Source organism: Antarcticibacterium flavum (assembly GCF_006159205.1).
In the GTDB taxonomy this organism is placed as follows: Bacteria; Bacteroidota; Bacteroidia; order Flavobacteriales; family Flavobacteriaceae; genus Gillisia; species Gillisia flava.
Genome location: NZ_CP040812.1, coordinates 1,013,320 through 1,027,651, shown reverse-complemented (window position 1 = coordinate 1,027,651; position 14,332 = coordinate 1,013,320). Strand labels below are relative to the sequence as shown.

Below are 14,332 nucleotides of genomic sequence, written 5' to 3'. Positions count from 1 at the left end.
CACCGAATGAAAAATTTAGATAAACTTTCGTAAGCCTAGACTTTTTTGTTTCTTTTTTGGGCGATGCAAAAAAGAAAAGGCGGTCTTATGAAAGAGGGATAAAATTGCCACCTTTTTAAGAAGTTACGGGAGAAATAAACTTTGATAATATCTGTCAATCGTAGATTTTTTTCTATATCGATACCAGAAGGAAAAATGTATTTTGAGGTGCTAGGGAGTTAATATTCTTGATGGTTAAAGGAAAACTTTTATACTGTCTACATCAAAAACACATAATACAAATACACCAAATTAAACACCACCAGCAATCCAAAACAAATCATACTAAAGATCCTGTAGGATCTGCCCGGCCGGTGCTCCTCCGGCATCTGTTTTCCCGTTACCAGTTTATAATTAAACCAGGCAAGAAAGGGTGCGGAGAGAAATGAGAGTCCTGCGGCAAAATCTACCAGAAGAGTGAAGGAACCCGAGAACAAAAACAGCAGGGACAATGATAAAATCGGGATTATGAAAATAGATATTTTGTACACCTTCCATTTGTCCTGCTTTGAATATTCCGCTTCTTTTTGAGGTTTTTTAAGTTCAGAAATCACACGCGGATAAGCATCTGTTACGGTTAAGACTGTGCTGAACATGGTAATAAAAGCCGCAACAGATATGAGGGGTTTGCTCCAGTTTCCAAGGGTCTGTCCGTAGAGGTTAATGAGCTGGGAGGAAAATTCAACACTGTTGGAAGAAAAAGAAGTTCCGCTGCCAAACATCACCAGGACTCCTAGTAAAAAAAAGAGCAAACCAATAAACGCGGCAGAGAGGTATCCTACGTTAAAGTCGGCAAAAGCTCCTTTGACAGAGATCTCCTGTTTATTTTGAAAGGCTTTTTCTTTGGTCCAGATGGAATGCCATACAGAAGCGTCAAGGGGAATGGGCATCCAGCCCATAAAAGCGATTATAAATCCCAGGCTGGCAGTGGTCCATAGGGAAGGAGTTTCATGGGTGATAACTTTTTCTGTAGTGCCGGCACCAAATGCCATTAGCACAGCTGCAAGAGTTGCGAGGGTTAACAGGGAAACGATCACCTTCATACTTTTATACAGCCCCGGGTATTTCCCTATAAGCAATAGGGCAATGCAGGAGCCAAGAATTATAAGGCTCCAGAGAAAAGGTGTTAGCCCCAGATTAAATAAACGTTCTGCCAGGCCGGCTGTTACAATTGTGACAGCTGCCTGGATAATGAACATACTACCAAGCGTGATAAGAATATAGACCCGGTAAGGGAATTTGCCCATTTTCCTGTATCCTGTGATAAGGTGATCCCCTGTTCCCGCGGCAAACCGGGGACCGAATTCCAGGAAGGGGTATTTGGAAACACAGGCGATCACCAGGACCAAAATAAGAACATACCCATAATCTGCTCCGGCCCGGGTTGCCTGCACCAGGTGGGAAACACCAATTGCCGCACCTGCAAGTAGAAATCCGGGTCCAATACTTTTTAGTATCGATACCGGCTTTTCCTTTAGAACAGATTTTCTCATAAGGGAGGCTTATTCAGAAGAAATAGTTTTGGCGATCTTCTCCAGGATTTCTGTATTCACCTCGTGCCCCCCATCGAAGGAAATTATCTCCAGGCGGTCTCCAAATAATTCTTTTGCCCTGGCATGTTCTGTTTTAAGCCGCTCTTCGTTCAAATATTCATCCCGGGTGCCGTAGATCAAAGTAACCCTGGTGTCGGTTAAAAATTCGAAATCTTCAGGTTCCAGTTCCTTCGGAAGTCCGCCGGAGTGGAGGATAAGGTGGGAGCATTCCACCTTATTTCGGGCAACCCATCTTGTGGCGGCCGATACTCCCTGGGAGTAGCCAAACAGGATAAGCTTTGGTGCGTTTTGAAGAGCCTCAGCCGTGTAGACTTCTTCGAGATAATTAAGTACATTCTCAATTTCAGGCTCTGTATTCTCTTTTGTGAGCCAGGAGGCCCCTACGTGACGATATTCATTGTTGAGATAATATTTTGACTGTGCCTGCGGGGCGATGATGTAATTATCCTCAGGATCCAGGTTTTTAAAATATTTAAGGAAATATCGGCTAAGGTATCCTATCCCGTGCAGGACCACCCACACGTTTTTCGTTGTAGCTGTAAGATCATTAAGAGTACTGTAGGTATTACTTATCTCGTAAGAAACCTTTTTTTCGGCTGGATTCATATTTTTTCTAATTAAAACGGAAAGTATAAAATATTGATTTGAAATACTCAGATTATTAATGTCAATTTGAAAAACAAAACAGTTTCTTTATAATGAGTATCCAGATATTCAATATAAATATCTGAAAAACAGCATATTGAAATAGTATTTTTTAATTTTTAAGGGATTTCCCCTATTGAAGTCGGGATTAAAATAAGATTAAATTTATTACCGAATTTTATAAAATTCTTCACATAAGACCCGATGTCCTTCCCTACCCGGACTTCTAAATGGGTGCATGCAGGAGTACGCCCAGTGATCACCTCCCATATGATAATTATGCTTATTCTTTAATGCAACCGCTGCATAAAGATATAAGTGCATCCTAACTATTGTATTGTATTAATTTAATCATGAAAAATTTTATAAAGTATTTTACTGCTATTGCAGGTTTCTTGCTGCTGTTTACCTATTGCAGCAAAGATGACGTTAATCCTCTCAAGGAGGAAAAGGCCAGCATTTCTTTTAGTGCGATCTTAAATGATATGGTTGCCAACAGGACAGCCACGAAACAGGAAGTAAGTGAATTACCCACTTGTACAGATGATGAGCCTTCCTATGTAGAAATTATTTTATTACAGAATGAGACAGAGGTCGTGGGGGCTTCAGGGGATCCATTTCGTATTGATCTGGTTTCGGGCCAGATCTTTACTGAAGAAGCTCCCGAACTGGAACTGGATCCCGGGACCTATATCTTAGCTCACTTCGCGGTTTATAATGCCGGTGGAGAATTAATTTGGCTGGCACCCAGAGGGGGAGCTCTGGCAGGTTTTGTTGCATCTCCTTTACCTCTGACTATAGATCTCAATGCCGGGGTTAAAAAATATGTGGATGTTTCGGTGTTATGTTACGACGATCGAGATGTCAACGAATATGGATATTTATTTTTCGATCTAAATCCAACCCAGGCTGTTACATTCTGCTTCTTTGCAAATTATTGTAATGATATAGGCAGGCATTTCCCGGCAGCTTTCTCAGTTGATATTTGGCTGGGAACAGATAATAGTGGTTCTGTCCTGTATTCCGGTTTAGAAAATGTTGTTTCTACTGAAGGTGAAGATCCCTCTGCCAGTCCGTTATGTGTAGCACTGCCGGACCTTCCGGAATTTGAAGATGACGAAGATTATATCTATTTCGAGATCAATTTGCTGGACTGGGAAGGAGTTTATGGAGATGTCACCAATACGGTTATCCAGGGAACCCTTAACAGGAATGACATTCATGGCAATTTTGATGGTGAGGATAATGTAGATTATGAGCACCTAAGATTTGGTTGTGATGGTGATGATGTCGATCCGGGAAACGGAGAAGATGGTGATGCAGACGGGGATGGAATTAGTGACGAAGAAGATAATTGCCCTAATGTAGCAAACCCGGAGCAGGAAGATACAGACGGTGATGGAGTAGGCGATGCCTGCGATAATTGTCCTGAAGTAGCGAATCCGGATCAGGCAGATGCTGATGGCGATGGCATTGGAGACGCGTGTGATGATGGAGAGGTTGAAGATGCTGATGGTGATGGTATTGCTGATGGTGTAGACAATTGTCCTAATGTAGCCAATCCCGATCAGGAAGATACAGATGGGGACGGTGTAGGCGATGCCTGTGATAATTGTCCTGAAGTAGCAAACCCGGATCAAGCTGACTCTGATGGGGATGGTATAGGCGATGCCTGTGAAGACGATGAGATTGAAGATGCTGATGGTGACGGAATTGCAGATGATGTAGACAATTGTCCCAATGTAGCCAATCCCGACCAGGAAGATACAGATGGTGATGGTGTAGGCGATGCCTGCGATAACTGTCCTGAAGTAGCCAACCCCGATCAGGCAGATTCTGATGGTGATGGTATAGGCGATGCCTGCGAAGAAGGTGAAATAGAGGATGCAGATGGTGATGGTATTGCAGATGATGTAGACAATTGTCCCAATGTTGCCAATCCCGACCAGGAAGATACTGATGGTGACGGTGTAGGTGACGCCTGCGATAATTGTCCTGAAGTAGCTAATCCTGATCAAGCAGATTCTGATGGTGATGGCATAGGCGATGCTTGTGAAACTACCGGAACTCCTGGAGAGGGTGGTGGACCACTGACTAACGGGGAAAACCATACAGGAAATATTGCTTTGGGCACTCTAGATACCTGGACTTTAAAGGCGGATGAAGGTGATTTTATCCACGTTTCAATAGTTAGGACCTCGGGAGACCTTACTCCAGAGATCCGACTAATTTCTCCTACAGGTGATGTGGTCAGCCATGCTTGGACTTCTGGTGGTGAGACCGCCCAATTCGTTGTGAATAATGCTCCTGTAAGCGGAAACTACCGTCTAATTGTGGGAGATGCCCACACTAATGGTAGTGGTGATTATGTGCTGCGTTTAGTTCATTCCCCAGAAGATTTCGTAATACCTATGGCTGATGAGGGTGGCGCTCTTATTAATGGGGCGAACCAACAGGGTTCCATTCCTCTAGGAGATCTTGACCAATGGAGCTTTTCAGCAAATGAGGGCGATTTCATACATGTTACAATAGTGAGGACTTCGGAAAACTTAACTCCAGAGATCCGTCTTATCTCCCCTACGGGTGATGTGGTCAGCCATGCTTGGACTTCTGGCGGTGAGACCGCTCAACTCGTTGTGAATAATGCCCCGTTAAGCGGAACGTACCGTGTAATAGTAGGAGACGCCCACATCAATGGCAGTGGGGATTATGTGCTTCGTTTAGCTCATGCACCGGAGGATTTTGTGGTTCCAGCGGGTGATGACGGAGGTATTCTTACTAATGGGGCTAACCACTCAGGCTCGATTGCTCTGGGGGATCTCGACCAGTGGAGTTTTTCTGCTAATGCGGGTAATTTCATTCAGGTTACCATAGCGAGAACTTCAGGGGAACTTACTCCAGAAATTCGTTTGATTTCTCCAACAGGTGATGTGGTCAGTCATGCATGGACTTCTGGCGGAGAGTCCACCCAACTTGTATTGAATAATGCCCCTTTAAGCGGAAATTATCGCCTAATTGTTGGCGATGCTCATATAAATCATTCAGGGGAATATGTGCTTACCATAACTTGGTAAGGTGGGTTCTCGACTTTAACTATAGGATCCGCGGCTGGAGTCTAAATGCCACTGGAAACTTAGGTCTCATCTGAGAGTTTGAGTATAAATTAATTACCCAATCAAAGACAAAGGAGTCGCTGAAAAACGGCTCCTTTTTCTGTTAGAAAAACTTTAGTAAGACTTACTGAATGCTTTCGTATTTTTACAAAGTAAACAACTTAAGTGGAATGGAGAAACACGAAATCCTTGCAAAATGCAATGAAATGTCTAAAAATACCTTGATGGACACTCTCAATATAGAATTTACAGATATAGGTGACGATTATGTAGTGGCAAAAATGCCGGTGACTTCCAAAGTTCATCAGCCGGACGGGGTGCTTCACGGGGGAGCTACTGTTGCCCTGGCAGAAAGCGTGGGAAGTGTGGCTTCTCATATTTTCCTGGATTCTTCAGAATATTTTATCCGCGGCATTGAGATCTCTGCAAATCATTTAAAAAGTATTTCTGAAGGTGATGTCTACGCCAAAGCCAGTTTCCTGCATAAAGGGCGTACCACCCAGCTATGGAACATCAGGATCACAGATGTGGAAGATAATCTTATTTCTGTGGTTAAACTTACAACCATCGCTCTCCCAAAGAAAAAGTAATGACAGATCCTAAAGAATTTTTTAGCACCCTTAAAGATCAAATGGAGAGGAATTTTCCCTTTGTAGCTTATAAAGATCCGGCTTCAAGATCGGGAAGCACCAAAGCATTGTTGCAAGATTACCTGGATGTTTATAAAACTACTGATTTCTCCCGAAGTGGATTCCTGTTTGCCCCATTTGATGACCGGCAGGAAGCGGTTTTAATTCCGCAGGAAAAGTCGAAGTTCCTGGAAACGGTTTTTTCCGAAACTGAAGAATTGCAGTTATCACCCGGAGTGGATTATTCAAATTCCAGTGCGGTGAAAGAAAAGGAGAGGCACATTGATCTTGTGCAGAAAGGAATAGACGCTATAAATGACGGGGAATTCCAAAAAGTCGTTTTATCGCGAAAAGAGGTTTTGGAAACCGGCAGCCTGGATGCTCTCGAACTCTTTCAACGCCTGCTGAAGAAATATCCAAACGCCTATGTTTACCTTTTTCATCACCCTGTGGTTGGTACCTGGCTGGGTGCTACTCCTGAAGTTTTGCTGGAGGTGGAGAGGAACAGGTTTAGAACCATGGCCCTGGCAGGTACGCAGCAGTTCAACGGAAGTATGGAGGTGGGATGGGGTCCAAAGGAAAAAAAAGAGCAGCAGTTTGTAACCGATGCTGTTGTGGAAAGCCTTCAGAAAAATGGCAGAAATATTCAGCTAAAAGGGCCGTATACCAGCAGAGCCGGGAATCTTTTACATTTAAGAACAGATATTACGGGAGAGATTGGAAATGTAAATGCGGAAGATGCTACCGGAAATGAAAAAGATCTTTCAGAAAAGGAAAAAAATAGCCTTACCAGCCTGATCACGGCCATTCATCCCACCCCTGCAATTTGCGGACTTCCAAAAGAACCTGCAAAAAAGTTCATCATTGAGAAAGAGAATTATGACAGGGAATTCTATACCGGGTTTCTAGGAGAGATCAATATGAAGCAGGAGATAAAGCGCAGCGGGAACAGGCGGAATACTGAAAACCTGGCTTATGCCGCGCAGGTCACAAAAACTTCCCTCTATGTGAATCTAAGATGTATGAAACTTACGCAAAACACCACAGAAATTTTTGTGGGTGGAGGCATCACTGCAGAAAGTGTACCTGTAGCAGAGTGGGAGGAAACCCTTAATAAAGCGGGTACCATGAAAGCAGTAATTTCAAAGATGCCGGGTATAAATTAAAAACCGGAAGTATTAATTGCAACCTCCGGTTAAACTCTTTTTAATAATTTCCGGCGCTCAGGAACGAAAGTCCAAAAATTATAAATAGCAGAACATAAAACCCCGTAACTACCAGGATCCATAACAAGGTAGCTTTGGCCCAGCTGGATTTATTGATGTTATTCCCACTTCCAAAAGCCCATACCAGGAGCATAATGAGACCTACAAGAGGAATAGCTGTTAAGAATAAGGTCCAAAACCATTCACTGGTGCGTACCGGTGAAGAATCCTGGGCCGGATAAAAATTTCCTGAATTGGCAGGCGACGTGGCTTCCATTTAACTTAATTTTTTTAGTTAGATAAAATGAAAGTAAATAATCCTTTTTAAAAAACCAAAAAAAATGTTAAAATGACCCTAACTGATTAAAGAGGGACGGCTGTGAGAGATTTTCTGCTTCACAATGAATTTATGCCAAGGTGAAAATTTGTAAATTTGGTGCTCTATGAAGTACTCAAAAATACCTGTTGCACAATCTATAGTCTCGCTTTGTGTAGCCAAAAATATAAAACACGTTGTGATCTCCCCGGGATCACGGAACGCACCTCTAACAATAGGATTTACCCATCATCCTGAGATAACGCCTTACAGCATCGTTGATGAACGTTGTGCAGCCTTCATGGCACTGGGTATGGCGCAGCAGTTACAGGAACCGGTAGCGGTAGTTTGCACCTCAGGATCTGCCTTACTTAATTATTACCCGGCCATTGCAGAGGCATTCTACAGCGATATTCCGCTGGTGGTGATTTCAGCCGACAGGCCTATTGAGAGGATAGACATTGGGGACGGGCAAACCATCAAGCAAAAGAATGTTTTTGAGAACCATATCCTATATTCAGCCAACCTGCATTCAGAAGTAGTACTGGAGACTGAGGCTACAGATAAGAAACTTCAGCAAAAACAATTTGAGTCCCAGCGGCATAATGAGCGGGAGATCAACCTGGCGTTGAACAAGGCACTGGAGGATAAAGGGCCGGTACATATCAATGTCCCCTTTTATGAGCCCCTTTATGATATGGTAGATGATCTTAAGGTAAAACCCCTGCAGATCTATCCCGATATTAAACAGCGAATTTATTCTGAAAAAGAGCTTACCCCTTATGCTGAGCTTTGGAGCAAAGCAAAGCGTAAAATGATAATCGTGGGAGTAGCCCAGCCCAATGCCGTGGAGCAGCGGTTCCTGGAAAAGCTGGCCGGGGATAATTCTGTTCTTGTTTTTACTGAAACTACCTCCAATCTCCAGCATCCTGAATTTTTCACCAGAATTGATACCCTTATTGGTCCCATAGAACGATCTGGTGATGCTGAAGAGCAGTTTCGCGCCTTACAACCAGATATTTTATTGACTTTTGGAGGGATGATCGTTTCCAAGAAAATAAAATCCTTTTTGCGAAATTATCAGCCGGAACAGCACTGGCACGTGGATCCAAAAAAGGCCTATAATACCTTCTTTTGTCTCAACAAACATTTTGAGACCTCTGTAAATTCATTTTTTCAGAATTTTCTTGATCTTACAACGCCGGTTGAAAGCGATTATGCCGAAAAATGGAAAGGCGTGAGAAAAGAGCGGCAGCAGCGGCATGAATTATATATGGAGGAGATCCCGTATTCAGATCTACGTGCGATGCAATCAATAGTACCCAAAGTGCCTAAAAATTACAACGTGCAGCTAGGAAACAGTTCCACGGTGAGGTACGCCCAGTTATTCCGGTGGGACGCTACTCATAAAATGTTTTGCAACCGCGGGACCAGCGGGATTGATGGCAGTGTTTCCACAGCAGTAGGGGCGGCAATTATAAGTGAAGAACCCACCCTGCTTATTTGCGGGGACCTTAGTTTCTTCTATGACAGCAACGGATTGTGGAATAATTATTTACCCAAAAACTTCAGGATCATTGTACTCAATAATGAAGGTGGCGGGATCTTCAGGATCTTACCAGGGAATAAGAATACAGAGAATTTTGATACCTATTTTGAGACTGTACATAATCTAAATGCAGCATCTATCTGCCAGATGTATGGGCTGGAATATCAGAGCGCAAAGAACACCAGCGAAACAGAGAAGGCATTGAAGGATTTCTTCGATGCTTCAGAAAAACCAAAGCTCCTGGAGATCTTTACACCTAGAAAACTGAATGATGAAGTACTGCTGGAATATTTCAGCTTTATGAAATCCTAGTAGCAGAAGTAGCCGGTTTAAGTTATATTCCTTATATTTATATGAATAATCTAAAATCCATAGAACATGGCTACAAAAACAGACGAAAAAGTTGGAAAGTACATTGATGATTACAAAACCAAGATAGGGGATGACCTGGATGTTGGTTTGCTTCGAAAAGTAACTGAAGCCTGTGGTCCAAGTATCTTTAACAGTGATGCCGAAACTGTTGCAAGCTCAAGTGAGACTGAAATGGCTACAGTGAAAAACAATTTCCTCATAAAAAAATTGGGTCTTAAAGATGACGATAAACTCGATGCCGGCCTTGAAGCTGTTATTGAGCGATATGGGAAATCCAACAGGACCAAATACAGGGCAGTTCTTTACTACCTGCTAACCAAACATTTTAAAAAAGAGAACATCTTTAATTAAACATAGAGCATTACTTTTAAAATCCTTTTTTCAGCAATGAAAAGAGGATTTTTTTATGAAGAAAAGTCATTTGAAATAAAAGTATCTTTGCAATTTAAATTAAGAATTATGCTTAGAGTAGGAGAATACCACACAATGAAGATCAACCGGGATACAGAACCCGGCCTTTTTCTTGAAAATGAGGAAGGTGACGAGGTGTTACTACCCAATAAATATAAACCTGAAGCCTTTGAGATAGGAGATGAAATTAAGGTGTTCGTTTATCTCGATCACCAGGAACGGCCTGTGGCCACAACCCTGGATCCATACGTAAAGCTGGATGAGTTCGCATATTTAAAATGTGTGGAAGTTAGTGATATTGGAGCCTTTCTTGACTGGGGGCTTGAGAAACATCTTTTTGTTCCTTACAGGGAAATGGCTTCTAAAATGCGCAAGGGCAGCTGGTATCTTATATTTTGCTACCTGGATGAAGAAACCGGAAGATTAGTTGCCTCCAGTAAAACAAATGCGTTTTTGGACAACAGGGAACTCACTGTAGAACCTTTTGAGGAGGTAGATCTTATAGTTGCAAATCCTACAGATCTTGGGGTAAATGTAATTGTGAATGAGATCCACCAGGGATTGATATTTAAAGATGATCTTTTCCAGGATGTACAAGTTGGTGACAGACTAAAAGGATGGGTAAAGAAGACAAGGCCAGATGGAAAAATAGATATAACCTTGCAACGTCCCGGTTACAGAAGTATTGAACCCAATGCCCAGGATATTTTGAATGAGTTATCATTAAAAAATGGTTTCCTTCCCCTTACAGATAAGTCAACGCCGGAAGAGATCCAGACAAAATTGCAAATGAGCAAAAAAAGCTTTAAAAAAGCTATTGGGACCCTTTACAAGCAGAGACAAATTGAAATTAAAGAGGACGGGATCTATTTAGTGCCTAATCAATAGTAATAATATCCACGATTGTAGGGCGAATATACCCGGCTACGAAGAAATGGGTTGTGAAAGCTGTTTAAGTATGTGGCGCCTGTAGTTTCTGCAGCATTACGATAAACTGAATTTCGGGTACCCCGGGTTTGTAGTTCGGGGCTAAAGGATTGGTTAAAGAACCTGGTCCCCATTTGGAAATCATTGTTCCTGGTGGTAAGATTGCTGCCGGGCGCCTGTGGTACCTGTACAGGGGGTGCAAGTTCGACGGTACGTCTTTTCATTTGTTTTTCTTCTGCCATTAATGCAGCTATGTCTACCTCTTTCCTATCTGAAGAGGTATCAAAATTTACCTCACGTATCCTGAATCTCCCTGTATTGGGAATTTCAGGGCCCAGGATAGTTAGGGATGGACGTATTTCAAGTCTTTCAATGATAAAATCGGGTGTATCTCTTACAGCAGGGATCTCCTGTGCCTTTCCTAACCAGGAAGTAAATAAAAAAATAATAAATAAGCCCGCAACTCTCATCAAACTTTGATTTTTACAAAGATAATCAAGAATTGTGCAAAAAACAGAATTTGAACTTTTAGAAACCTTCTGTTGAAGAAGAAGTTAATGGAAGAGCAGGAATGGCGGGACGGGGAATCGATAGAAAATATATGCAAAACTTTATTTCCTTTCCCTACCTTTTGTAAAGTAGTGGCTGCTTTGGGCAGGGGAATTCATATTAAAAATGTTATTTTTACCTTAAAAAAAAGTATATGCATAATATAGAGTGGCAAACAGCCAAAAAATATCAGGATATAACCTATAAGAAATCTAATGGGGTTGCAAGAATTGCATTTAACAGGCCCGACGTTAGGAATGCCTTTAGACCCCAAACCACCAGCGAATTATATGATGCTTTCTACGATGCTCAAGAAGATACTTCTATCGGGGTAGTATTATTGTCTGCTGAAGGTCCTTCCTCCAAAGATGGGATCTATTCATTTTGCAGCGGCGGCGATCAAAAGGCAAGAGGTCACCAGGGATATGTGGGAGAAGACGGAATGCACCGGCTAAATATCCTTGAAGTGCAGCGACTCATAAGATTTATGCCTAAGGCGGTTATTGCTGTGGTGCCTGGATGGGCAGTAGGAGGAGGGCATAGCCTTCATGTGGTTTGTGACCTTACCCTTGCCAGTGAGGAACATGCGATCTTTAAGCAAACAGATGCAGATGTTACCAGCTTTGACGGTGGATACGGTTCTGCCTACCTGGCTAAAATGGTGGGGCAAAAAAAGGCGAGGGAGATATTCTTTTTAGGAAGAAATTATTCTGCACAGGAGGCTTTTGAAATGGGGATGGTGAATGCTGTTGTTCCTCACGAAAAGCTGGAAGAGACTGCATACGAATGGGCACAGGAGATCCTTGCAAAATCCCCGACCTCCATTAAAATGCTGAAGTTTGCCATGAATCTTACAGATGATGGAATGGTAGGGCAGCAGGTATTTGCTGGGGAAGCCACCAGGCTTGCCTATATGACAGATGAGGCTAAAGAAGGCCGGGATGCATTTTTGGAAAAAAGAAAGCCCAATTTTGAAAAGAAATGGCTTCCATAATGGAAAATTTCTCCAACCCTGAGATTGATCTAACCAGCCTTCCTAACTATGAGGAGGTTAGCTTCCATGGTATTTCCGGGAACTATTTATTCAAAGCAGTTTTTCAAACCGGGATCTTTATGTTATTTGTTTTTGCGGCTTGGGGAGCGATGTTCTACTACAATGTGAACCCATATACTCTATGGATATCCCTGGTAGTCATTTTGTTATATTTTTTATTCAGGTTCTGGAATACTTATAAAATGCAGCAAAACTACGGTTACGCACTGCGGGAAAAAGATATACTTTACCGCCGGGGATTCTTTGTGAATACTACTACTGTTGTGCCCTTTAACAGGATACAGCACGTATCCATTTCCAGGGATGTCTTTGATAAATTTCTTGATATCGCTTCTATCCAGGTTTTCACAGCGGGAGGAAGTGGAAGTGATCTAAGTATTCCCGGCCTGGAACCGGTCCGGGCCCGCGAATTGAAAGAAGCCCTTTCTGTAAAGATCACAGAGGATGAGTCCTGAAGCTTTTAGCCTCCCGCAGCGGCAATCCATAAAAGGGGTAGTACTCATTTTCCTTACTACGCTTTACAGGTTCCTTCGCGGATTCTGGGTTCTGGGAGTTTATTTCCTGTTAAGTAATCCTTCTTCAACAACCGTGCTTTATGTGGTGCTTGGAATAATTGCTGTTGCAGTATTAACACTGGGATACAGCTGGTTTTATTACAGGAGATTCCTTTTTCATATCGATTATCAAAGAGATGAATTTGTTCTTCAAAAGGGGGTGTTCTCTACAGAGGATATTTCCATCTCTTTTGATAAGATCCAGCAGGTTCATTTAAAAAGGTCCCTGGTTCAAAGGCTTATCAATGTCTACAGCGTAATAATAGAAACAGCAGGGAGTAAAGAAGATGAGGTTAGCATAAAGGCTGTAAGCAGGGAAAAAGCCAGGGAACTTACAGATATCCTGATGAAGGCGAAAAAAGATGCAGTGGAACCGGTTTTTAATGACCTGGAGGTAGAGGAGCGGCCTGAAGATGCAAAGCCAAAAACAAAATTATGGACCCATAAACTGGATATACTTACCCTTCTTAAAATTGGAATAAGCAGCAATTACGGAAGAGGGTTTGCTCTCGTTCTTGCCTTTTTTGCCACAATTTATAATGAATTAAATACCTTCTTCAAGGATTATGAAGAAGAGTTTAGCGAATATTATGACCAGGTGCCGGACTTTACCCAATCCTTCAGCCTTATGATCATCTTATTCGGCATCCTTCTAATTATTAGTATTCTTATAACTGTACTGGAAGTTTTCATAAAGTATTTTGGACTTAAACTGGTGCAAACACGGGAGAGCCTGGACCTGGAGATGGGGCTTAAAACCAATACCAGGGTATCCCTGCAGCCTAGAAGAGTGCAGCTAATGCAGGTGGTAACCAATCCCATTCAAAAAGCCTTCAATTTATATGAGGCCAGAATTGCTCTTGCCAGCAGTGAAAATGTACTTCAAAAAAAGAAAATAAAAATTCCTGGTTTAGCAAGGGATACCGTTGGCAGGGTGAAATCTTTCCTATATGGAGCAAGAGAGACCGGCCTGGAGAAAGTCATTCGGCCTCACCGGTTAATGCTGCTTCGGCGAATTTTTATAGTGTTAATTCCTGTGGGAATAAGTTATTTGATACTATGGTGGTTTCCTTATACCACTCAGGGATTCTGGGTTAGTATGGCCGTTCTTTATTTACTGCTGGCGCTTCCGTATCAAATCCTTCGGTATAAGTCTTTAAAATTGATCTTTGAGGATGATTTCCTAATAAAAAAGCAGGGAGTGTGGACAAGCAGGGAAGAAGTCTTTGAAGCATTTAAAATGCAGGCGGTAACCGTAAAGCAACCCTTTTGGTATAAAAGAAGGAACCTGTATAACCTGGTTTTTCATACAGCCGGAGGCGATGTCACTTTTAAGGCAGTAAACAGGGAGGTGATTCCTTATATTAATTACCTGTTGTATAAAGTGGAATCCAGTGACAGGAAATGGATGTAAAA

12 protein-coding genes and 1 pseudogene are annotated in these 14,332 nt (G+C 42.3%); 9 read left to right on the top strand and 4 right to left on the bottom strand.

Features of this window, described 5'->3' with window-relative positions; all coding sequences use genetic code 11:
- Positions 1 to 257 precede the first annotated feature (257 nt).
- Both FHG64_RS04285 and FHG64_RS04280 read right to left on the bottom strand, forming a co-directional pair.
- A complete protein-coding gene (locus FHG64_RS04285) occupies positions 258 to 1,532 on the bottom strand; it encodes an NRAMP family divalent metal transporter (protein WP_139065259.1) in 1,275 nt (424 codons plus the stop codon).
- Between the two features lie 9 nt (positions 1,533 to 1,541).
- Positions 1,542 to 2,198 (bottom strand): alpha/beta hydrolase, encoded by a 657-nt coding sequence (locus FHG64_RS04280; protein ID WP_139065258.1) that lies wholly within the window; start codon positions 2,196 to 2,198, stop codon positions 1,542 to 1,544.
- A 392-nt stretch (positions 2,199 to 2,590) separates the two neighbouring features.
- Between FHG64_RS04280 and FHG64_RS20065 the strand changes: the two are divergent.
- The 3 genes and pseudogenes from FHG64_RS20065 to FHG64_RS04265 all read left to right on the top strand — a co-directional run.
- A pseudogene (locus FHG64_RS20065) lies at positions 2,591 to 4,279 on the top strand (thrombospondin type 3 repeat-containing protein); the annotation flags it as partial.
- A 1,241-nt stretch (positions 4,280 to 5,520) separates the two neighbouring features.
- Positions 5,521 to 5,940 carry a PaaI family thioesterase gene (locus tag FHG64_RS04270; protein WP_139065256.1) on the top strand — a complete coding sequence of 140 codons (420 nt, stop codon included), beginning with the start codon at positions 5,521 to 5,523 and terminating at the stop codon, positions 5,938 to 5,940.
- Positions 5,940 to 7,145 (top strand): chorismate-binding protein, encoded by a 1,206-nt coding sequence (locus FHG64_RS04265; protein WP_139065255.1) that lies wholly within the window; start codon positions 5,940 to 5,942, stop codon positions 7,143 to 7,145. The genes FHG64_RS04270 and FHG64_RS04265 overlap by 1 nt, the downstream gene beginning before the upstream one ends.
- Before the next feature lie 40 nt (positions 7,146 to 7,185).
- On the opposite strand, the gene FHG64_RS04260 is transcribed toward FHG64_RS04265, so the two are convergent.
- Positions 7,186 to 7,461 (bottom strand): hypothetical protein, encoded by a 276-nt coding sequence (locus FHG64_RS04260; protein WP_139065254.1) that lies wholly within the window; start codon positions 7,459 to 7,461, stop codon positions 7,186 to 7,188.
- 166 nt (positions 7,462 to 7,627) lie between these two features.
- On the opposite strand from FHG64_RS04260, the gene menD reads away from it, so the two are divergent.
- The 3 genes from menD (at position 7,628) to FHG64_RS04245 (ending at position 10,720) form a co-directional block, all read left to right on the top strand.
- Positions 7,628 to 9,361 (top strand): 2-succinyl-5-enolpyruvyl-6-hydroxy-3-cyclohexene-1-carboxylic-acid synthase, encoded by a 1,734-nt coding sequence (menD, locus tag FHG64_RS04255; RefSeq protein WP_139065253.1) that lies wholly within the window; start codon positions 7,628 to 7,630, stop codon positions 9,359 to 9,361.
- A gap of 66 nt (positions 9,362 to 9,427) precedes the next feature.
- Positions 9,428 to 9,772, top strand: coding sequence for a DUF2853 family protein (locus FHG64_RS04250; protein WP_139065252.1), 345 nt, complete (start codon positions 9,428 to 9,430; stop codon positions 9,770 to 9,772).
- A 108-nt stretch (positions 9,773 to 9,880) separates the two neighbouring features.
- Positions 9,881 to 10,720, top strand: coding sequence for a CvfB family protein (locus FHG64_RS04245; RefSeq protein ID WP_139065251.1), 840 nt, complete (start codon positions 9,881 to 9,883; stop codon positions 10,718 to 10,720).
- Here FHG64_RS04245 and FHG64_RS04240 read toward each other — a convergent pair.
- Positions 10,714 to 11,232 (bottom strand): hypothetical protein, encoded by a 519-nt coding sequence (locus FHG64_RS04240; protein ID WP_139065250.1) that lies wholly within the window; start codon positions 11,230 to 11,232, stop codon positions 10,714 to 10,716. The genes FHG64_RS04245 and FHG64_RS04240 overlap by 7 nt on opposite strands.
- 230 nt (positions 11,233 to 11,462) lie before the next feature.
- Here FHG64_RS04240 and FHG64_RS04235 point away from each other — a divergent pair, with 230 nt between their 5' ends.
- The 3 genes from FHG64_RS04235 to FHG64_RS04225 are packed head-to-tail and all read left to right on the top strand — an operon-like array spanning position 11,463 to position 14,330.
- Positions 11,463 to 12,302: a 1,4-dihydroxy-2-naphthoyl-CoA synthase gene (locus tag FHG64_RS04235; protein WP_139065249.1), complete on the top strand. Its 840-nt coding sequence runs from the start codon at positions 11,463 to 11,465 to the stop codon at positions 12,300 to 12,302.
- The gene (locus FHG64_RS04230; RefSeq protein ID WP_139065248.1) at positions 12,290 to 12,817 is read left to right on the top strand and encodes a PH domain-containing protein; all 528 of its coding nucleotides are present in this window, start codon (positions 12,290 to 12,292) and stop codon (positions 12,815 to 12,817) included. The genes FHG64_RS04235 and FHG64_RS04230 overlap by 13 nt, the downstream gene beginning before the upstream one ends.
- The gene (locus FHG64_RS04225; protein WP_139065247.1) at positions 12,807 to 14,330 is read left to right on the top strand and encodes a PH domain-containing protein; all 1,524 of its coding nucleotides are present in this window, start codon (positions 12,807 to 12,809) and stop codon (positions 14,328 to 14,330) included. The genes FHG64_RS04230 and FHG64_RS04225 overlap by 11 nt, the downstream gene beginning before the upstream one ends.
- Positions 14,331 to 14,332 lie beyond the last annotated feature (2 nt).

Bases quoted from the DNA above. Each gene is read 5' to 3' on its own strand.
- FHG64_RS04285 (WP_139065259.1), bottom strand. From the start codon at position 1,532: ATGAGAAAATCTGTTCTAAAGGAAAAGCCGGTATCGATACTAAAAAGT.
- FHG64_RS04280 (WP_139065258.1), bottom strand. From the start codon at position 2,198: ATGAATCCAGCCGAAAAAAAGGTTTCTTACGAGATAAGTAATACCTAC.
- FHG64_RS04270 (WP_139065256.1), top strand. From the start codon at position 5,521: ATGGAGAAACACGAAATCCTTGCAAAATGCAATGAAATGTCTAAAAAT.
- FHG64_RS04265 (WP_139065255.1), top strand. From the start codon at position 5,940: ATGACAGATCCTAAAGAATTTTTTAGCACCCTTAAAGATCAAATGGAG.
- FHG64_RS04260 (WP_139065254.1), bottom strand. From the start codon at position 7,461: ATGGAAGCCACGTCGCCTGCCAATTCAGGAAATTTTTATCCGGCCCAG.
- menD (WP_139065253.1), top strand. From the start codon at position 7,628: ATGAAGTACTCAAAAATACCTGTTGCACAATCTATAGTCTCGCTTTGT.
- FHG64_RS04250 (WP_139065252.1), top strand. From the start codon at position 9,428: ATGGCTACAAAAACAGACGAAAAAGTTGGAAAGTACATTGATGATTAC.
- FHG64_RS04245 (WP_139065251.1), top strand. From the start codon at position 9,881: ATGCTTAGAGTAGGAGAATACCACACAATGAAGATCAACCGGGATACA.
- FHG64_RS04235 (WP_139065249.1), top strand. From the start codon at position 11,463: ATGCATAATATAGAGTGGCAAACAGCCAAAAAATATCAGGATATAACC.
- FHG64_RS04230 (WP_139065248.1), top strand. From the start codon at position 12,290: ATGGCTTCCATAATGGAAAATTTCTCCAACCCTGAGATTGATCTAACC.
- FHG64_RS04225 (WP_139065247.1), top strand. From the start codon at position 12,807: ATGAGTCCTGAAGCTTTTAGCCTCCCGCAGCGGCAATCCATAAAAGGG.